Raw genomic sequence first — 17,741 nt, 5'->3', positions numbered from 1 at the left:
TCCATGTCCGACAGCGTCGTCATGACCAGCACCGCGCCCCCCGTTACCGGGGCGCGGGGGCGCCGCTCCTTCCGGCGGCCCTGGATGCTGCCCTATCTCCTGATCACGCCCAACCTGCTTCTGTTCAGCGCCTTCAGTTTCTTTCCGCTGCTCTATGCCTTCTATATCAGCTTCCATGACTGGAGCCTGATCGGCGACGTCACCTATGCCGGCCTGGCCAATTATCGCAGGCTGGTGGCCGACACGCAGTTCTGGCACGCGCTGTTGAATACGGCGGTCTATGCCGTGGCTTCGGTGCCCACCACCATGGCAGGCGGGCTGCTCCTGGCCGTGGCGCTGAACCGACGGATGCCGGGGCGGGTCTTCCTGCGCAGCGTCTATTTCCTTCCGGTCGTGGTTTCGGCCGTCGCCACCGGCATCATCGCCGCCTGGATGTTCAACGAGCATTACGGCGTCATCAACTCCCTGATCGTGCGCCTCGGCGGCGACCGGATCCCATGGCTCTCCTCGCCGGCCTGGGCGCTGCCGTCGCTGGTGATTGCGACATTCTGGGTCAGGGTCGGCTTCTGCATGGTGGTGTATCTCGCCGCGCTGCAGTCGATCCCGACGCTCTATTACGAAGCCGCGACCATGGATGGCGCGTCGCCCTCTCGCCAGTTCTGGAAGATCACGCTGCCCCTCCTGCGGCCCGCCACCTTCCTGTTGCTGATCCTCAGCGTGATCCACTCCTTCCAGGTCTTCGACCTGATCTACGTGATGACCGGCGGTGGCCCGGGATTCTCGACGACGATGCTGGTGCAATACATCTACCAGTCCGCCTTCATGACATCGGAGATGGGCTATGCCAGCGCGATCGGCGTCGTGCTCTACGCCATCGTGCTCGGCTTCACGATCATTCAGTGGCGGGTCAGCCGCCAATCGGAGAACGTGCTATGAGCGGCGTCACCTTCGAGGCTGGCGCCAGGCGCCCCGGCACCCGCCGAACCGGCAACGTGCTGATCTGGATCGCTGTCGTGCTCGGCGCGCTGGCGATGATCTTTCCGCTCTACTGGATGCTCGCGACCGCGATCCGGCCTCGTTCCGAGGTCTTCCAGCCGCTGGTGAGCCTGATCCCGCAGGTGCTGACGCTGGAGAATTTCAGGAATATCGCGCAGCGCCATCCCTTCCTGACCTGGGTGATGAATTCGACCTTCATCGCCGTGATCGCCGTGCTGATCACCGTGTCCGCGAACCTGCTCTGCGGCTACGTCTTCGCCAAGTTCCGCTTCCCCGGGCGCGACATCCTGTTCTTCGCGATCCTGGGCGCGCTGATGATCCCGATCCAGGTGATCCTGGTGCCGGAATTCCTCGTGACCTCCTGGCTGGGGCTGCTGAATTCGCCCTGGGGCGTCATCCTGCCGCGCGCGGCCGAAGCTTTCGGTGTCTTCATGGTGCGCCAGTTCATGGTCAGCATTCCCGATGAGCTGATCGAGGCCGCCCGGCTCGACGGCGCCAGCGAGATGCGGATCTTCCTGCGCATCGTGCTGCCGCTCTCGAAGCCGATCATCGCCGTGCTGGTGATCTTCACCTTCATGTGGCGCTGGAACGACTTCGCCTGGCCGCTGGTCGTCCTGACCGACCAGGAACTCTTCACCCTGCCGCTGGGCCTGAACCTGCTGCGCGGCGAGGCCAATCCGGACTGGGGCGGCGTCATGGCGCTGGCCCTGATCTCCCTCCTGCCGATGCTGCTCATCTTCCTGATCTTCCAGCGCTATCTGGTTCAGGGGATTGCCAGCACAGGCCTCAAGTGAGCCCTTTCCCGACCTCTACCCAAGAGAGACCATGACATGACCAAGATCGCCATGATCGGCGCCGGCAGCGTCGTCTTCGTCAAGAACCTGCTCACCGACATCCTCAGTCTTCCCGCGCTGAAGCAATGCGAGATCGCATTGTACGACATCGATGCCGAGCGCCTCGAAACGGCGGGAATGATGGCGCGCTGGACGTCCGGCCAGTTCGATGCCGGGGCGACCGTGACCGAGCATGCCGACCGCCGGCGCTGCCTGGAGGGCGCGGATTTCGTGATCAACATGGTGCAGATCGGCATGCACGAGGCGACGCTGCTCGATTTCGAGATCCCGAGCCGCTACGGCCTGAAGCAGACCATCGCGGATACCGTCGGTATCGGCGGCATCTTCCGCGGGTTGCGGACCATTCCCTTCATGGTCGACCTGGTCGGGGACATGCGGGCGGTCTGCCCCAATGCCCTGCTGATGAACTACACCAACCCGATGAGCATTCTGACCTGGGCGGTCTACAGGGCCTTCCCAGAGCAGCAGGTGGTCGGGTTGTGCCACAACGTCCAGCACACGGCGCGCGACCTTGCTTCCTATCTCGGGGTCGATCGCTCCCGCTTGAGCTATGACTGCGCCGGCATCAACCACATGACCTGGTTCCTGCGGCTCGAAATCGACGGCAAGGATGCCTATCCGCAGCTGCGGCGTGCCGCCCGCAATCCGGAGATCTTTGCGAAGGACAAGATCCGTTTCGCCCTGCTGGAGCATCTCGGCCGCTTTGTCAGCGAATCCAGCGAGCATACGGCCGAATACACGCCCTATTTCCTGCGCCGCGAGGACCAGATCGCGGAATTCGACGTGCCGGTCGACGAGTATATTCGCCGCAGCGAGCGCAACCTGCGACGCTATGCCGACACGCGGCAAAAGCTGCTGGCCGGCGAGAGCTTCTCGCTCGAGCGCAGCGACGAATACGGCGCATCGATCATCAACGGCATGGTCACGAACGAGCCCCAGCTCATCTACGGAAATGTCCGCAACACCGGGCTGATCGAGAACCTGCCGCAGGATTGCTGTGTCGAGGTGCCCGTGATCGTCGACCGCAACGGCCTGCGAGCCTGCCATGCCGGCACGCTGCCGCCGGAGCTCGCCGCCCATTGCGCGCCGCATGTCTTCGTCCAGGACCTCACCGTGCGCGCTGCCCTGGAAGGCGACCGGGACGCGGTCTACCGCGCCGCGGTGCTGGACCGCCATGCCGCGAGTGTCCTCTCGCTGCGCGAGATCCGCGCCATGGTCGACGACCTGATCGCGGCCCATGGTTCGGCCATGCCGGTCGGCATCCGTTMGACGGCACTCGCTGCCTGAGCGCGCCCAAGCAGGGCAGGCGGCCTGCCTGCCCGCAACGACAAGAACGATAAGGCCGCAAGGAGGGAACGATGAGTTGGCTGACCTTGGAGCATGTCCATAAGCGCTTCGGCGATCACCCGGTGATCCAGGATGTGAACCTGTCCGTGACCAACGGCGAGTTCGTGGTCTTCGTCGGTCCGTCTGGCTGCGGGAAATCCACCTTGCTGCGGATGATCGCCGGGCTCGAGGATATCAGCGACGGCACCTTGCGCATCGACGACGCGGTGATGAACGAGGTGCCGGCGGCGCAACGGGGCATCGCGATGGTGTTCCAGTCCTATGCGCTCTACCCGCATATGAATGTCTACAAGAACATGGCCTTCGCGCTCGAGACGGCGCGGATGACCAAGGCCGAGATCGATATGCGCGTGGCCCGTGCCGCGGCGATCCTGCAACTGGATCACTTGCTCGACCGCAAGCCCAAGGAGCTCTCGGGCGGGCAGCGCCAGCGCGTCGCCATCGGCCGCGCCATCGTGCGCGAACCCAAGATCTTCCTGTTCGACGAGCCGCTCTCCAATCTCGACGCGGAGCTGCGCGTGCAGATGCGCGTGGAAATCGCCAAGCTGCACCAGCAGCTCGGCAACACGATGATCTATGTCACGCATGACCAGGTCGAAGCCATGACGATGGCCGACAAGATCGTGGTTCTGCGCGCCGGAAAGGTCGAGCAGATCGGCTCGCCGCTGGAGCTCTACAACAACCCCGTCAACCGCTTCGTCGCGGGTTTCATCGGCAGCCCGAAGATGAACCTCCTGCAGGCCAGGATGCTGCCGGCGACAGGAGGAGAAGCGCGGGTGGCCCTGGCCGAGACCGTGTTGCCCCTGCCGCATCTGGCTGGCCAGGACGGCGCCGATTGCAGCCTGGGCCTGCGGCCCGAGCACCTGCGGCTCGGCGGCGCCGGCACGCGGATCGGCGAGGCGAAGGTCCAGCTCGTGGAGCAGCTCGGGGGCTCCTCGCTGATCTACGGCGTCCTCTCCGACGGCCAGCCGATCACCGTTCAGGTCGAGGGACAGCAGAAGCCGAAGCCCGGCGAGCGGGTGCCGCTGCATGTCGATATCGCACTGGCGCATCTGTTCCGGCCCGACGGCGCGCGCGTGACTGCGCAAACCGTCGCGCACAGCTGAGGCGGGCGGGATGTCGAGGATCCGCCTCGGACTCGTCGGGCTCGGCAAGATCGCGCACAGCCAGCATCTCGGCGCGATTGCGGCCACGCCCGGTTTCGAGCTGGTCGCGGCGGCGAGCCGGGAAGGCACGCTGCCTGGCTTGCCCGTCTTCACCTCGCTCAGCGCGATGCTGGCCTCGGATATCGATCTCGATGCCGTTGCCCTTTGCACACCGCCTCAAGGCCGGCATGCGCTGGCGGCAGAGGCGCTCGAAGCCGGAATGCACGTCCTGCTTGAAAAGCCGCCGGGTGCCAGCGTCAGCGAACTCGGCCCTCTCGTCGCAAAGGCGGAACGGAGCGGCCGGACGCTGTTCACCACCTGGCATTCGCGTTTTGCGCCCGCTGTCGCGCCGGCGCGCGCCCTTCTCGCGCAGCACCGGCCGCGCTCGGTCGAGATCATCTGGAAGGAGGATGTGCGCGTCTGGCATCCCGGGCAGGACTGGATCTTCGAGCCCGGCGGGCTCGGCGTCTTCGACCCCGGCATCAACGCCCTCTCGATTCTGACCACCATTCTGCCCGAGCCGGTCTTCGTGACCGGCGCCTCGCTATCCGTCCCGGCAAACCGCCAGGCGCCGATCGCCGCCGCGCTCGATCTCGCGGATGGTTCGGGGCTGCCGATCCACGCAGAATTCGACTTCCGCCAGGAGGGCGAACAGAGCTGGGACATCCATGTCGAGACTGAGGCCGGCCTTATCATGCTCTCCTCGGGCGGCAGGACGCTGAGCCATGACGGCCGCATATTGGTCGACGAGCCGGAGCGGGAATATGCGGAGATTTATCGCCGCTTCGAAGCGCTGATCGCGGAAGGCCGCAGCGATGTCGACCTCGCGCCGCTGGCGCTGGTCGGCGACGCATTCATGCTGGGGCGGCGTTTGACCGTCGAGCCCTTCGAGGGCTGACATTCCCCGGGGCGCTATCTGATCGTGCTCAGTTCGCTCGCCGTCCTGCTTGGGCCACTGAAGAGCGCCCCGTAGCCACCTCCGTAAGCGGTGTCCTCGAAGTCGGTGTGGCGAGTGCGTGCGCAGCGATCACCTGCCGTGCCGCCTCGAACACCGCCTTCGCGTGCTCTGCCGCCGGCAGCCCTTGATTGGGCACCTCGACAGAGAGCGTCACGTCGGCCGGCAGTTCCGCCAGGAGGTCCTGCAAGGGCAGGGAGGCCTCGCCTGGAAGCCTGCGTCCCGCGCGCGCCTCCCTGATGATCTCGTCGAATGTCGTCGGGCGTTCGGCCACCGCGTCGCAGAGCTGCGCGCTCCTGATGAAATGCGACGGGATCGTTCTCAGGTCGATCGGAAGACCGCCGCCTCGCGAAAGATGAAGGGCATCGACCAGGACCCCGCCATTTGCCTTGTCGGCCTCCCCTACGATCGCTGCGGCGTCGTGAATGCTGGCGACACGGCGCCATGGCATGTTCTCGATGTCGACGCCCATGCCGAAGCGTGCCGCGACGTCGCACAGAGAGGCGAAGCTGGCGACGAGCCGTCTATGGTCGGGATCGTCGCCGCAGACGCTCAGGCGCCTGGCACCGAGTTCCGCCGCGCTTTCCAGCATCGGGATCAGCGCGTCCGCTGCGAAATTCGCGTCGATGACGACGAATTCGATATCGTAGACGCGCAGGCCGGTCTGGGTCAGCAGGGACCGTATCGACCGCATCTGAGCACTGCCGGGGCGGATCTCGTAGAAGGGCGCGCCAGGAAAGGCCGGATTCAGCCGAAGCCCTACCGCGGAGAAACCGACTTTCGCCGCGAGTGCGACGAAGTCGAGCGGCGGCACATCGATCGTCGTGAAATGCGCGATTCCAAGAGGCGGCTGACCTGATGGCGATGACACGGGACGCTCCATCGCTTCAGGGCTGCAACTGGCCGGCAAGGCGGGTGTGGAGGTTGGACCCGGTGCGCTGGATATGCTCGCGCAGCTTGGCGCAGGCATAGTCGGCGTCGCGGGCGACCGCGCCCTGGGCGATCTCGCTATGCTCGGCGGCGACGTTGCGGTCCCCGCCTTGGGCCACCAGGAAGATCCGTCGATAACGGTCGTTCAGGTTGTGCAGCATGACGCAGGCGTTCAGCAGCAGCGGCATCCCGCAACCGGCGAGGAGCATCATGTGGAAGTCGCGATGCGCGTGCTCCCAGGCTTCCAGTGTTGCCGGCTCACTGGCGATCCGCTCTATCCGGTTGAGACGGTGAAGGGCGCGCATCACGTCGCTTTCCCAGGCCAGGTCGCCTTTCGCGATGGCTGAGGAGAGCGCCAGGCTCTCGAACTCGACGCGCAGTTTCGTGATCTCGGCAAGGTTGGACAGCGAGACCGGCGCGACAGTGTATCCGCGGTTGTCGTGCAGTTCGACAAGCCCCACCGCAATCAGGCGGGCAAGCGCTTCGCGAAGGGGACTGAGCGAGACGTCGAGCTGCCGACGGACGGTATCGAGATTGATCTTGGTGCCGGGCGCCAGTTCCCCGGACAGGATCGCCTCGCGGAGGCGATTCACCAGAAGCGACGCCTTGGTGTTCTTTGCCGTCGCTGGAGTGCCTTTCGACGAAAACTCGGCGGGGGGCAGGTCGTCGACAGCGATGTTCATCGTCCCTCCCTTGAACCCGTCGGCGCGAGAGTCGAGGTGGTATGATAATCGATTATCTACGTCAACCGGGCGGCGATCGATACGCCGCGAGTAGATGGGCTGCTTCTCCAGATGTGGTGCAACTATCTCACAGATGGGCTTATTTCAGAAGGTTCTCGGGAATTACTGCGCTGGAAGGCCTCGCTCAGCGTGTGCGGAGCCGGCGCATGGCGTTCTTCATGCGGCTCTTGATTGACAGATAATCGATTTTACAGGAGTGGAGATCGCAGGGAGGACGCCATGATCATCGAGAGCCACCAGGATGTGACCCGCGATGCGCTGGCCGTGATGCAGCGCACGAAAGACCCGCGCCAGCGCGAGATCCTGACCTCGCTGGTCAGCCATCTCCACGCCTTTGTCCGTGATGTGCGGCTGAGCGAAGCGGAGTTCCGCGAGGCAACCGCGATCCTCAACGAGATCGGCAAGCTGGCCAGCGATAGCCATAACGAGATGGTGCTCATGGCGGGCTCGCTGGGTGTCTCGTCGCTCGTCTGCCTGCTCAACAACGGCGATGGCGGCAATACCGAAACGTCGCAGTCGCTGTTGGGACCATTCTGGCGCTTGAATGCTCCTCATGTCGAAAATGGCCGCACGATCATCCGCTCCGACACGCCGGGCGATCCGCTGCTCGTCACCGCACGTGTCCTGGACCAGCGCGGTGCACCGATCGTCGAAGCCGAGGTCGATGTCTGGCATGCGTCCCCCGTCGGGCTCTACGAGAACCAGGATCCCGAGCAGGCCGAGATGAACCTGCGCGGCAAATTCACCACCGACAGCGAAGGGCGCTTCTGGTTCTCGACGGTGAAGATGGTKGGCTACCCCATCCCCACCGACGGCGTGGTCGGCCGGCTGCTCGCCGTGCAGGACCGCCATCCCTATCGTCCGGCGCATCTGCATGCGCTGATCGTCAAACCCGGCTTCAAGGTGCTGATCTCGCAGGTCTACGACCCACGCGACCCGCATATCGATTCCGATGTGCAATTCGGCGTCACCAGGGCTCTTGTCGGCGACTTCATCCGCCATGACGAACCCCACCCATCCGACGCCATGGTGCCGGTCCCCTGGTATTCGCTCGACTACACCTACGTCATGGAGCCCGGCGAGACCGTGCTGCCGCGCCCGCCGATCAAGTGACCCGTTCGCGCGACCCGCGCCGCCAAGGAGTGTTCCGATGCTGACCGATACCGAACGCCAGCAGGCGGCCGATGCGTTGCTCCAGGCAGAGCGCACGCTGAAGCCGGTCCCGCAGCTCAGCAGGACCTATCCCGCGATCGAACTCGAGGACGCCTATCGCATCCAGGGCCTGTGGGCAGATGCGCGGATCGCGGGCGGAGCGAGAATGGTGGGCCACAAGATCGGCCTGACCTCGCGCGCCATGCAGATGGCCTCGAAGATCAGCGAGCCGGACTATGGCTGCATCCTTGACGATGCGCTCTTCAACGACGGTGCCCAGATCAAGGCGAGCCTCTTCATCAAGCCGAGGCTTGAAGTCGAACTCGCCTTCATCATGGGCGAGGATCTCGAAGGACCGGGAAAGCGCATCTATGACGTGATGCGCGCGACCGAAATGGTMGTGCCGGCGCTCGAGATCATCGATTACCGTACTGACGTTCCGCGCGCGATCACCGACACGATTGCCGATAATGCCGCTTTCGGCGCGATCGTGGTCGGCGGCCGACCGGTCCGTCCGATGGATGTCGACATCCGCTGGGTCGGCGCGACGCTGTCGAAGAACGGCATTATCGAGGAATCCGGGGTTTCGGCTGCCATCATGGGCCACCCGGCTGCCGGCATCGCCTGGCTGGTCAACAAGCTCCATGTCGTCGGCGCGGGGCTGAAGAGGGGGCAGATCGTCCTCGCCGGCTCCTTCACGCGGCCAGTCGACATCGCAGCCGGAGACGTCATACAGGTCGATTACGGCCCGCTCGGCGCCATCGGCGTCTCTTTCAACTAAGGTTGCACCTGAGGTTGCCATGGAACTGCCGACGAACACGTTCAAGCGCGCCCTGAGCGAGGGCCGGCATCAGCTCGGCCTCTGGTGCAGCCTGCCCGGCGCCTATGCGGCCGAGGCGGTCGCCGGCTCCGGCTTCGACTGGCTGCTGTTCGACACCGAGCATTCGCCGGGCGATCCGCTGACGGTCCTGGCCCAGTTGCAGGCCGTGGCTCCCTATCCGGTCTCGGCAGTGGTCCGCCCCGCGAGCAACGATGCGGTGCTGATCAAGCGGTTCCTCGATTTCGGCGCCCAGACCTTGCTGATCCCCTATGTCCAGAATGCGGAGGAGGCGAAGGCGGCGGTCGCGGCGATGCGTTATCCGCCAGCCGGCATTCGCGGCGTCTCCGGCGTGACGAGGGCAACGCGGTTCGGACGGGTCGCGAACTACGGCAAGCGGGCAGGGGAGGAGCTCTGCCTCCTGGTCCAGATCGAAACCCAGGACGCGCTCGACAATCTCGAGGCGATCGCGGCCGTCGATGGCGTCGATGGCGTGTTCATCGGCCCGGCCGATCTCGCAGCCAGCCTTGGCCATGTCGGCGAGCCCGGACATCCCAGGGTGACCGCACTCATCGAGAAGGCGGTCGGTCGCATTCGCGCTTGCGGCAAGCCCGCAGGCATCCTGACGCCCGACACTGCATTCGCGGCGCGCTGCATCGAGCTCGGCACGCTCTTCACGGCGGTCGGCGTCGATGCGGCCATGCTGGTCAAGGCGACGGAAGCCCTGGCAAGGCAGTTCAGGTCGTGATGGCTGGTCAGCATTCGGTGCTGGGATCGGAGGCGAAGATGCGATTGCTGGACCATGTCGGCCCGCCCCCGGAGGACCTGACAGAGCTTCTCGCACCGGGCGGGGTTCTGCGGGCTGCGATCAATCTGTCTAACTTCCTGCTGGTCTCCGACAGGACTCCCGATGGCGGGCCGGTTGGAGTGGCGCCTGACATGGCGCGTGCATTTGCCGATCTCCTGGGAGTGGAGCTGCGCTACGTCACCTATGAATCGCCAGGCCTGATTGCCGATGCCGCCGAGCGGGACGAATGGGACATCGCCCTGATCGGGGCTGAGCCGCAGCGCGCCGCGTTCATCAGCTTCACCCCCGCCTATACCGAGATCGAGGCGAGCTACCTTGTTCCGGACGGTTCGTCGCTGGAACGGATCGATGACGTGGACGCGTCGGGCCGGCGCATCGCCGTCACCGATCGGACGGCCTACGGGCTCTGGCTCGACCGCAACATCGCGCATGCGACGCTGGTCCGGACCAAGACCATCGCTGATGCAGCGTCAGTCTTCCTCGAGGGCAAACTCGATGCCCTTGCGGGCCTGCGCCCCAGATTGGTGACGGACCAGAAGGCGATCCCCGGAACCCGGATCCTGCCAGGCCGCTACATGGCCGTGCAGCAAGCCGTGGGAACACCGACCAGGAACGCCGCAGCGATCGACTATATCAAGCGCTTCGTGGCGACCGCGATTTCGTCCGGCTTGGTTTCGGGGTTGATCGACAAGCATGGGGTCGAGGGTCTCACGGTCGCCCGGGACCAGGGCTGATCCGCGACGGGAGCGCTCCGGGACGGCTGAGCCCCTCGCATCCGTGCGCGCGGTGCCGGACACGCTACCGCTCGCTGGATCATCGCACCGGATATCGTATCCGGTTCGATGACCTGACCATCTGTGATTGCATCGGCCATTCCGAAAACCGCAATCCACTTTTCGGGCCGATGCTTTAGCGCAAGGCGAAGTGCTGCATGATCTGTTCGGCCGCGCGATCCGGCGCAGTGATCTCCGTATCGATCGCGAGGCAGTTCTCCCGTGGAACCGGGGCTATGGTGTAGCGCGACAGGAATTCGGAGCGGCCCTTGACGGAACTCGTCTTGCGTCGCTGGACCCTGTCGGCATTGCCGACACGCTGTGCGGCCTCTCGTTCCGAGCAATGCAGGAACACGGGAAAGACAGAACCGCCATTGCGGACCACATCGTCTTCCAGCTGATCGAAGAACGGACGGTCCTCCAGCTCGGAATAGCAGAGGGTGACGATCAGACAGGAAATGTCGTTCTCGATCGCGGCCCGCAAGATGGATCCGCGAACCGTGTCTACCAGCTCCCAGAAGCCGGGAGCGCCAAAGTCGAAAATGGTTCGCGCGGCGTCGATGGCGGCATGATTGTCCAGCAGTCGCGCCGGCATCGCCGCAAGCAAGGCCTTGGCGACCGTCAACTTGCCGCTTGCCGGTGCCCCGTGAAGAAAGATCAGGTTCATGGCGGCCATGCTATGGCGGTTCGGGGAAACCGCACATTGGCCATTCGGCTCCCTACCCAATCCCCTCATCGGCATGGCGCTATGCGGCCTCAGGCCTGACCGCGGCCTTGATTTCCCCGCCGATTGCTGGCACCCGTCAGGCAGATCAGACGCGGATTTACAGATGTTCCTTCCCGCCCACGCCACGCGAATGCGCAGGCCCGACCAGCAGGAGATTGGCCGGAGGGGATGAGCGCGTGCGTATCGCCGCGCGAGTGAGCGTCGGACCCAAGCCCTCCGGTTCTGCGGAGGGCTTTTTTGTTTCATCAGGTCTCGGCGCGTCACCCGTGGAATGACCCCAGGAGGGCATCATGGCGAACGCACTCATCACCAGCGCACTTCCCTATATCAACGGCATCAAGCATCTCGGCAATCTGGCAGGCTCGCTGCTCCCGGCCGACATCCACGCCCGTTACCGACGACAGATCGGCGACCAGGTTCTCTTCATCTGCGCGACCGACGAACATGGAACCCCGGCGGAACTGGCGGCGGCCGAAGCCAGGACCGACGTCGCAGCCTATTGCCATGCGCAGCATGAGATCCAGGCCGGGATCTATCGTCAGCTCGGCCTGTCCTTCGATCATTTCGGCCGCTCGTCCTCGCCGCGCAACCACGCGCTGACCCAGCATTTCTTCCAGTGCCTGGAGCAGAACGGCTTCATCGAGGAGCGGGTGCTCGAACAGGTCTATTCGCCCGCGGACAGGCGCTTCCTCCCGGACCGCTACATCATCGGCACCTGCCCGCATTGCCGTTTCGAAGCCGCGCGGGGCGACCAATGCGAAAGCTGCACCCGTCCGCTCGATCCCGTCGACCTGGTCGCTCCGCGCTCGGCCCTCTCGGGCAGCACTGATCTCGAGGTCAGGCCGAGCCGGCACCTGTTCCTGCGCCAGTCGGCCCTGGTCGGCGAGCTGGAGGCGTGGATCGCAAGCCGGTCCGGATGGCCGCCGCTCGTCACCTCGATCGCGCGCAAATGGCTCAGCGAAGGCATTCAGGACAGGTGCATCACACGGGATCTGTCCTGGGGCGTCCCGGTGCCGAAACCCGGCTTCGAGGGCAAGGTCTTCTATGTCTGGTTCGATGCGCCCATCGCCTATATCGCCGCCACGCAGGAATGGGCCGATCTCGACCCGGAACGGCGCGACTGGCGGCGCTGGTGGTGGAAGGTCGGAGATGTCGACGCCATCCAGTTCCTCGGCAAGGACAATGTGCCCTTCCACGCCGTCAGCTTCCCCTGCACGCTGCTGGGTTCCGGCGAGCCCTGGAAGAGCGTCGATGTGATCAAGGGCGTCAACTGGCTCACCTATGAAGGCGGTAAGTTCTCGACCAGCCAGCGCAGGGGCGTGTTCCTCGACCAGGCGCTGGCGTTGCTGCCGGCCGACTACTGGCGCTGGTGGCTGGCCGCGAACGCGCCTGAGAACCATGACACCGACTTCAGTTTCGCGCGCTTCGCGGCCGACGTGAATTCCGACCTGGCCGACACGTTCGGCAATCTCGTCAATCGCGTGCTGAAACTCGTCACGGCCCACCATCAGGGGATCGTCCCGGCGAACGGCGCTCCCGGCTCCGCCGAGCTGGCTCTGTCGGATGAACTTGCGGGACATCTGCATGCGCTTCGCACGCATCATGACCGGCGTGCGCTGCGCAAGGCGGCCGAACAGGTCCGCGCGATCTGGCGGCTCGCCAACGGCTATCTCGCGCGGGAGGCGCCCTGGTCGGCCCGCGCCGCCGATCCGGAGCGGAGCGCCGTGGTGATCAGAACGAGCGTGAACCTCCTTGCGACCGCCGCCGACATCGCCTGGCCGTTCATTCCCGAAAGCGCCAGCCGCGTCCTCGCTGCGCTGGGGCGTGCCGACCAACCCACGACTTGGCCCGATGCCGGCGATATCCTGGCCGACCACCATGGCGGACGGCCGCTCGCGTCGCTGCCGCCTCTCTTCGTCAAGCTCTCGCAGGACTGGGTCGCGCAGAACCGGGCACGGTTCGCTGGCCGCTGACCTCGTCGAGGAGGGCGCCCGATCGGCGGGGCTGCGAGTACGGCATGGCCGCGAACTGGCTGCGAGCCTCTCCGCCGGTCCGTTGATGAGCCTGCGCCGCGTGTTGATCTTGCCCGCCCCATCGCGACGAGGCGGGCGAGATCATGCCAGAGGCTGACGGCCCCAGAGCCGACGGGCGAAGGGCGCTCTCTGCCGGCGCGGCGCTTCACCCGTGGGCGGAAACCTCCCCTGTGATGCGCTGCGCCAGGAGCTTGTCGATCCGCCTGCCGTCCATGTCGACGATTTCGAACCGCCAGCCTGCATAGTCGAAATGCTCGCCGATCTCGGGGAGGTGCTCGAGCCGGGCCAGGGCGAAACCGGCGATCGTGTGGAAATCCCCTTCCGCCGAGCGCAGTCGGAAGCCAAGCCGATTGAAGGCATCATGCGCCGGCATCATGCCGTCGATCAGCAGCGAACCATCGTCGCGTTCCACGATATCGGGTTCCTCGCCCTCGACATCGGGCAGGTCGCCGGCAATGGCTTCGAGGAGATCGGTCTGGGTGACGATGCCGTCGAGGCCGCCATATTCGTCGATGACGATTGCCAGGCGGACCGGAGCCTTCTTGAAGCGCTCGAGCACGCGGAAGATCGGCGTCGTCTCGTGCACGATGACGGGGTCGCAGATCACGGCCATGGGATCGAGCGCCTTGCCGTCCAGGACCTGGTCGAGAAGGTCCCGCTTCAGGATCATGCCCAGGGGCTCGTCGATGCCACCGCGCCCGACCAGCAACTGCTCATGGCGACATTCGCGTATGGTCCGCAGCATCTCGTCATGAGTGTCGTCGGCGTCGATCCAGGCGACGTCCCGGCGCGGTGTCATGATGTCGGCGATGCGCCGGTCGCCGATGCTGAGCACGCGCTCGACCAACTCCTGCTGCGCCGGCTGGAGGATTCCGGCCTCCTGGCTTGCCTGGACGAGGAGTTTCAATTCTTCCGGCGAATGCAGGGATTCCTCTCCCGTTCCCGGCCGCAGGCCGCACAGGCGCAGCACGAGATTGCCGAGGCCATTCAGCGAGATGATCGCCGGCCGCAGCAGGAACAGGAAGAGACCGAGTGGCCGCACGATCCAGAGCGCCGTTTCTTCGCTGCGCTGAAGGGCAAGGCTCTTGGGAGCGAGTTCGCCGAGAACGATGTGCAGGGCCGTGATGATGACGAAGGAGATCGCGACCGCGATCGCATGGGAGCTGGCCGTCGCCAGTGAGCCGGGCAGGCCGTTCAGGAGCGGCTCGATCAGGTGAGCCAGAGCGGGCTCTCCGATCCAGCCGAGCGCCAGCGAGGAGATGGTGATGCCAAGCTGCGTCGCGGCGAGGTTGGCGTCGAGATTGTCGACGGCGCGCTTGAGGGCGGCGGCATTCATGCGCCCCGCGGTGACAAGCTCGGAAACGCGGCTTCGGCGCACCGCGACCAGCGAAAACTCGGCCGCAACGAAGAAGCCGTTTGCGGCAACGAGAAGCAATACGGCAAGCACTCCGACCAGGTCGAACATGCTGCCATCGGTACTGGACATGGACTCCGTTCCGGCTGCAGAAGCAGCCATGCGTTGTTGATGGTGGAACCAGCCATAGCATAGCGGGGCGCGCGCTGTATGCGGGGTCTAGTCGCTTGCGCGGAGATCAAAGCTCGTCGATCGCTCATCGAAGCGAAGGTGAAGCGCCTGTCATCCTTGCCAATAGTGGGCGATATGCCATTCTCATCCGATAACATCTGGGGAATTGGCCGTGAAATACAGGTCGATGGGCGTCGGCGATCCTGCGCCGTGGTTCGAGCAGCGTTCCACAAGCAACCCGGCCTATAAATTCTCCAGCGCAGCCGGGCGCTATATTGTCCTGTGCTTCTTCGGTTCCGCCGCGCGCGCAAGCACGGTATCCGCGCTCAAGATCCTGTCCGAGCAGCGCGACCTCTTCGACGACGACAAGATCGCCTTCTTCGGCGTCAGCAACGACCCCGATGACGAGCTCAAGCAGCGCGTCAGGCAGCGCATGCCCGGCATCCGCTATTTCTGGGATTTCGATCTGCTGATCAGCAAGGAGTTTGGCGTCGCGCCCATCGAGGCCGAGCCAGGCACGGATACGCCCCTGCGTCGCGCCTGGTATGTGCTCGATCCGACGCTGCGCGTCATGGCGGTCTTTCCCCTCACCCGCGAGGGCGGCGAGCGCCATGAGGTTGCGGCGTTCCTCGCCGCGCTTCCACCGGTCGACGCGTTCCCGGGCTTCCAGGTGCATGCGCCCGTCCTGGTATTGCCCAATGTCTTCGAGCCGGATTTCTGCCGGCAGCTGATCGCCCTGCACGAGGCCGAAGGCGGCAATGAATCCGGCTTCATGCGCGAGAAGGACGGGAAGACCGTCCTGATCTCCGACCATGCCCACAAGCGCCGCTCCGACGTCCTCATCGGCGACACGGAGCTGATCGGGGTCATTCAGGGCAAGATCGGCAAGCGCATCGTTCCCGAGATCAGGAAGGTCCACCAGTTCACGGTGACCCGCATGGAGCGCTATCTCGTGGGCTGTTACGATGCGCAGACCGGCGGGCATTTCGGCGCGCATCGGGACAACACGACCAAGGGCACGGCGCATCGCCGCTTTGCCGTCTCCATCAACCTGAACGCCGATTTCGAGGGCGGCGAGGTCAGCTTTCCCGAATATGGCGCGCGCAGCTTCAAGCCGCCGCCCGGCGGCGCCGTCGTCTTCTCCTGCTCGCTGCTTCATGCCGTCTCGCAGGTGACGCGGGGCAAGCGCTTCGCCTTCCTGCCATTCCTCTATGACGATGCTGCAGCCAGGCTGCGGGAGGACAATCAGGTGTTCATGGAGGCCGGAGGCAGTTATCTCGCCGGGACGAGCTAAGGCATCGGCCCGAAAGCGTAGATTGCGGTTGGGAAAGCCGATGCAATCACGGAAGTCGCAGACCATAGACCCGATACGATATCGGGTCCTATGATCCCAGGCGCAGCGCCCCGCCACGACCGGTGAATTCGGCCGGCCATCAGGCCAGGCCGCAGCCCTGGCCGGCGGCCTATCTGTCTGCGGCTACAGGCTCTTAAGGTTGCATGGCATATGATGCGTGATCGCGCGGCTGCATTAACGCGCGGCCTGCAGAACGGGGCGAGTGTGTCAGGGACAGCATGACGGTCGGCATCGCAGAGACAGGAACCAGCGCGGCCGCCTCCGCGTCAGGCGTCCCGGCCGACGATGCACGGCTCGTTGCCGCGCTGCTCAGCGGCTTTGGCCTGTTCATCATGATCCTGACCTTGCAGCCCTTTGCCGGTGTGCCCGACAGCACGGAGACCGGGGCCTCGACCGGCAATGTCGTCAACCAGATCGGCTATGTCAGCCTCGCCATCGTCTATCTCGGGGCGATGCTGCGGCTGAGCGAGCGGGCAGCTCTCGCACAGCTGCGCAACAGCACGTGGATCATCGTCCTGCTGGTTGCCGCCTTGTCCACCACGCGCGCACCGGACCCGGAAGCCGCGTTGCGCGGATTGCTGCTGACCGCGTTCGCCATGGTCGTCGTGGTCGGTGTCCTGCTCCTGCCCAGGACGGAGCGGGACTTCGCCAGCGCTGCGGCCAATGCCACGCTCGCCGTGCTCCTGCTGGTCTATGCCGTCATCCTGCTTGCCCCGCATCTGGCGATCCATGGCTCTGAGGGCGTCGAGGGCGGCCATGCCGGCGACTGGCGCGGCCATCTCTCGCACAAGAACTTCGCTGCGCCGGTGTTCTCGATCCTCATCATGTTCGGCATCTATTGCTGGCGCATGGGGTTCAAACTGCGCGGCCTGCTGATCATCGGTCTCGGTGCGATCTTCGTGCTGAACAGCGGTTCGAAGACGACGATGGGCTTCCTGCCGGTGGCGGTCGGCCTCGTTCTGCTCGGCCGCGCCATGGCCGGGCCTCGCCTGATGCTGTTGACCCATGCCGTGCTGGTGCTGCTGGTCGCCGCGCTCACGGTCGGCACCGTGTTGTCGCCGACATTGCTCAGGATCTCGTCTGCCCTGATCTCAGACCCCACCTTCACCGGCCGCGACGAGATCTGGCGCTTTGCCAGCGTCCATATCGGCGAGAAGCCCTGGTTCGGCTATGGCTATTTCGGCTTCTGGMAGACGCCCGTGGTCTCGACGCTGGAGGAGAATTTCGAGGCKAGCTGGGACGTTCGCGGCATCGGGTCCGCCCATAACAGCTATCTCGATGCGATGGTGATGTTCGGAATTCCGGGCGCGATCGTGATGGCCTGGTGCCTGATGATCCTGCCTCTCAGGAACTATCTCCGCGCCGACCGGGTCGCGGCGAGTCGGAACCTGGCCGACCTCTTCCTGATGATCGTCATCTTCATGACCTATGTCGGCATGCTGGAATCGTTCTTCCTCAATCGCGCCGACCCGCTCTGGATGCTGTTTGCCCTGGCCGTGTCCGGCCTCGAATTTGCCGCCCGCATGGCGACCAGGCGGGTCTGAGGGCGGCCTTCCGCATTTCAGTGCCCGCGCCGTCACGC

At 65.0% G+C, this 17,741-nt stretch carries 16 protein-coding genes; 12 read left to right on the top strand and 4 right to left on the bottom strand.

Annotated features, from left to right (window positions below; genetic code table 11):
* Nucleotides 1-3 precede the first annotated feature (3 nt).
* The 5 genes from AC1DIO_RS04220 to AC1DIO_RS04200 all read left to right on the top strand — a co-directional run bounded on the left by AC1DIO_RS04220 (nt 4) and on the right by AC1DIO_RS04200 (nt 5,240).
* Nucleotides 4-936 (top strand): carbohydrate ABC transporter permease, encoded by a 933-nt coding sequence (locus AC1DIO_RS04220; protein ID WP_441504588.1) that lies wholly within the window; start codon nt 4-6, stop codon nt 934-936.
* The gene (locus tag AC1DIO_RS04215) at nt 933-1,790 is read left to right on the top strand and encodes a carbohydrate ABC transporter permease (RefSeq protein ID WP_441504587.1); all 858 of its coding nucleotides are present in this window, start codon (nt 933-935) and stop codon (nt 1,788-1,790) included. Before AC1DIO_RS04220 ends, AC1DIO_RS04215 begins: the two co-directional genes overlap by 4 nt.
* 36 nt (nt 1,791-1,826) lie before the next feature.
* Nucleotides 1,827-3,137 carry an alpha-galactosidase gene (gene melA, locus AC1DIO_RS04210; RefSeq protein WP_476853149.1) on the top strand — a complete coding sequence of 437 codons (1,311 nt, stop codon included), beginning with the start codon at nt 1,827-1,829 and terminating at the stop codon, nt 3,135-3,137.
* A gap of 71 nt (nt 3,138-3,208) precedes the next feature.
* On the top strand, nt 3,209-4,303 hold the full coding sequence (locus AC1DIO_RS04205) for an ABC transporter ATP-binding protein (protein ID WP_476826091.1): 1,095 nt from the start codon (nt 3,209-3,211) through the stop codon (nt 4,301-4,303).
* A gap of 10 nt (nt 4,304-4,313) precedes the next feature.
* Nucleotides 4,314-5,240 carry a Gfo/Idh/MocA family protein gene (locus AC1DIO_RS04200; protein WP_441504584.1) on the top strand — a complete coding sequence of 309 codons (927 nt, stop codon included), beginning with the start codon at nt 4,314-4,316 and terminating at the stop codon, nt 5,238-5,240.
* 28 nt (nt 5,241-5,268) lie between these two features.
* Here AC1DIO_RS04200 and AC1DIO_RS04195 read toward each other — a convergent pair whose 3' ends face one another.
* Nucleotides 5,269-6,168 carry a sugar phosphate isomerase/epimerase family protein gene (locus AC1DIO_RS04195; RefSeq protein ID WP_441504583.1) on the bottom strand — a complete coding sequence of 300 codons (900 nt, stop codon included), beginning with the start codon at nt 6,166-6,168 and terminating at the stop codon, nt 5,269-5,271.
* A gap of 16 nt (nt 6,169-6,184) precedes the next feature.
* The gene (locus AC1DIO_RS04190; RefSeq protein ID WP_441488494.1) at nt 6,185-6,910 is read right to left on the bottom strand and encodes a GntR family transcriptional regulator; all 726 of its coding nucleotides are present in this window, start codon (nt 6,908-6,910) and stop codon (nt 6,185-6,187) included.
* 279 nt (nt 6,911-7,189) lie between these two features.
* Here AC1DIO_RS04190 and AC1DIO_RS04185 point away from each other — a divergent pair, with 279 nt between their 5' ends.
* The 4 genes from AC1DIO_RS04185 to AC1DIO_RS04170 are packed head-to-tail and all read left to right on the top strand — an operon-like array spanning nt 7,190 to nt 10,481.
* Nucleotides 7,190-8,083 (top strand): dioxygenase family protein, encoded by an 894-nt coding sequence (locus AC1DIO_RS04185; RefSeq protein WP_476768300.1) that lies wholly within the window; start codon nt 7,190-7,192, stop codon nt 8,081-8,083.
* A gap of 37 nt (nt 8,084-8,120) precedes the next feature.
* Nucleotides 8,121-8,903, top strand: a complete 783-nt coding sequence (hpaH, locus tag AC1DIO_RS04180) for a 2-oxo-hept-4-ene-1,7-dioate hydratase (protein ID WP_441504581.1) — start codon at nt 8,121-8,123, stop codon at nt 8,901-8,903.
* 19 nt (nt 8,904-8,922) lie between these two features.
* On the top strand, nt 8,923-9,687 hold the full coding sequence (hpaI, locus tag AC1DIO_RS04175; protein ID WP_441504580.1) for a 4-hydroxy-2-oxoheptanedioate aldolase: 765 nt from the start codon (nt 8,923-8,925) through the stop codon (nt 9,685-9,687).
* Between the two features lie 38 nt (nt 9,688-9,725).
* Nucleotides 9,726-10,481, top strand: coding sequence for a transporter substrate-binding domain-containing protein (locus AC1DIO_RS04170; RefSeq protein WP_441504579.1), 756 nt, complete (start codon nt 9,726-9,728; stop codon nt 10,479-10,481).
* A gap of 175 nt (nt 10,482-10,656) precedes the next feature.
* Here AC1DIO_RS04170 and AC1DIO_RS04165 read toward each other — a convergent pair whose 3' ends face one another.
* A complete protein-coding gene (locus AC1DIO_RS04165) occupies nt 10,657-11,187 on the bottom strand; it encodes a hypothetical protein (RefSeq protein WP_441504578.1) in 531 nt (176 codons plus the stop codon).
* A 350-nt stretch (nt 11,188-11,537) separates the two neighbouring features.
* Between AC1DIO_RS04165 and metG the strand changes: the two genes are divergently transcribed.
* Entirely contained in the window at nt 11,538-13,220 is a 1,683-nt protein-coding gene (gene metG / locus AC1DIO_RS04160; protein WP_441504577.1) for a methionine--tRNA ligase, read from the top strand.
* A gap of 205 nt (nt 13,221-13,425) precedes the next feature.
* On the opposite strand, the gene AC1DIO_RS04155 is transcribed toward metG, so the two are convergent.
* Nucleotides 13,426-14,766: a hemolysin family protein gene (locus AC1DIO_RS04155; RefSeq protein ID WP_441504576.1), complete on the bottom strand. Its 1,341-nt coding sequence runs from the start codon at nt 14,764-14,766 to the stop codon at nt 13,426-13,428.
* Nucleotides 14,767-14,977: 211 nt separating this feature from the next.
* Here AC1DIO_RS04155 and AC1DIO_RS04150 point away from each other — a divergent pair, with 211 nt between their 5' ends.
* Both AC1DIO_RS04150 and AC1DIO_RS04145 read left to right on the top strand, forming a co-directional pair.
* On the top strand, nt 14,978-16,099 hold the full coding sequence (locus AC1DIO_RS04150; protein WP_441504575.1) for a 2OG-Fe(II) oxygenase: 1,122 nt from the start codon (nt 14,978-14,980) through the stop codon (nt 16,097-16,099).
* Between the two features lie 278 nt (nt 16,100-16,377).
* Nucleotides 16,378-17,703: an O-antigen ligase family protein gene (locus AC1DIO_RS04145; protein WP_476853148.1), complete on the top strand. Its 1,326-nt coding sequence runs from the start codon at nt 16,378-16,380 to the stop codon at nt 17,701-17,703.
* The last annotated feature ends 38 nt before the right edge of the window (nt 17,704-17,741 follow it).

It is taken from the genome of Allobosea sp. 05T439, assembly GCF_056396005.1.
Note: the sequence above shows the minus strand (reverse complement) of the source record. Positions and strands in the feature narration are given on the sequence as shown.

What these genes read in the sequence shown, in the direction of transcription:
- AC1DIO_RS04220 (WP_441504588.1), top strand. Translation starts at nt 4, where the DNA reads ATGTCCGACAGCGTCGTCATGACCAGCACCGCGCCCCCCGTTACCGGG.
- AC1DIO_RS04215 (WP_441504587.1), top strand. Translation starts at nt 933, where the DNA reads ATGAGCGGCGTCACCTTCGAGGCTGGCGCCAGGCGCCCCGGCACCCGC.
- AC1DIO_RS04205 (WP_476826091.1), top strand. Translation starts at nt 3,209, where the DNA reads ATGAGTTGGCTGACCTTGGAGCATGTCCATAAGCGCTTCGGCGATCAC.
- AC1DIO_RS04200 (WP_441504584.1), top strand. Translation starts at nt 4,314, where the DNA reads ATGTCGAGGATCCGCCTCGGACTCGTCGGGCTCGGCAAGATCGCGCAC.
- AC1DIO_RS04190 (WP_441488494.1), bottom strand. Translation starts at nt 6,910, where the DNA reads ATGAACATCGCTGTCGACGACCTGCCCCCCGCCGAGTTTTCGTCGAAA.
- hpaI (WP_441504580.1), top strand. Translation starts at nt 8,923, where the DNA reads ATGGAACTGCCGACGAACACGTTCAAGCGCGCCCTGAGCGAGGGCCGG.
- AC1DIO_RS04170 (WP_441504579.1), top strand. Translation starts at nt 9,726, where the DNA reads ATGCGATTGCTGGACCATGTCGGCCCGCCCCCGGAGGACCTGACAGAG.
- AC1DIO_RS04165 (WP_441504578.1), bottom strand. Translation starts at nt 11,187, where the DNA reads ATGAACCTGATCTTTCTTCACGGGGCACCGGCAAGCGGCAAGTTGACG.
- metG (WP_441504577.1), top strand. Translation starts at nt 11,538, where the DNA reads ATGGCGAACGCACTCATCACCAGCGCACTTCCCTATATCAACGGCATC.
- AC1DIO_RS04155 (WP_441504576.1), bottom strand. Translation starts at nt 14,766, where the DNA reads ATGTCCAGTACCGATGGCAGCATGTTCGACCTGGTCGGAGTGCTTGCC.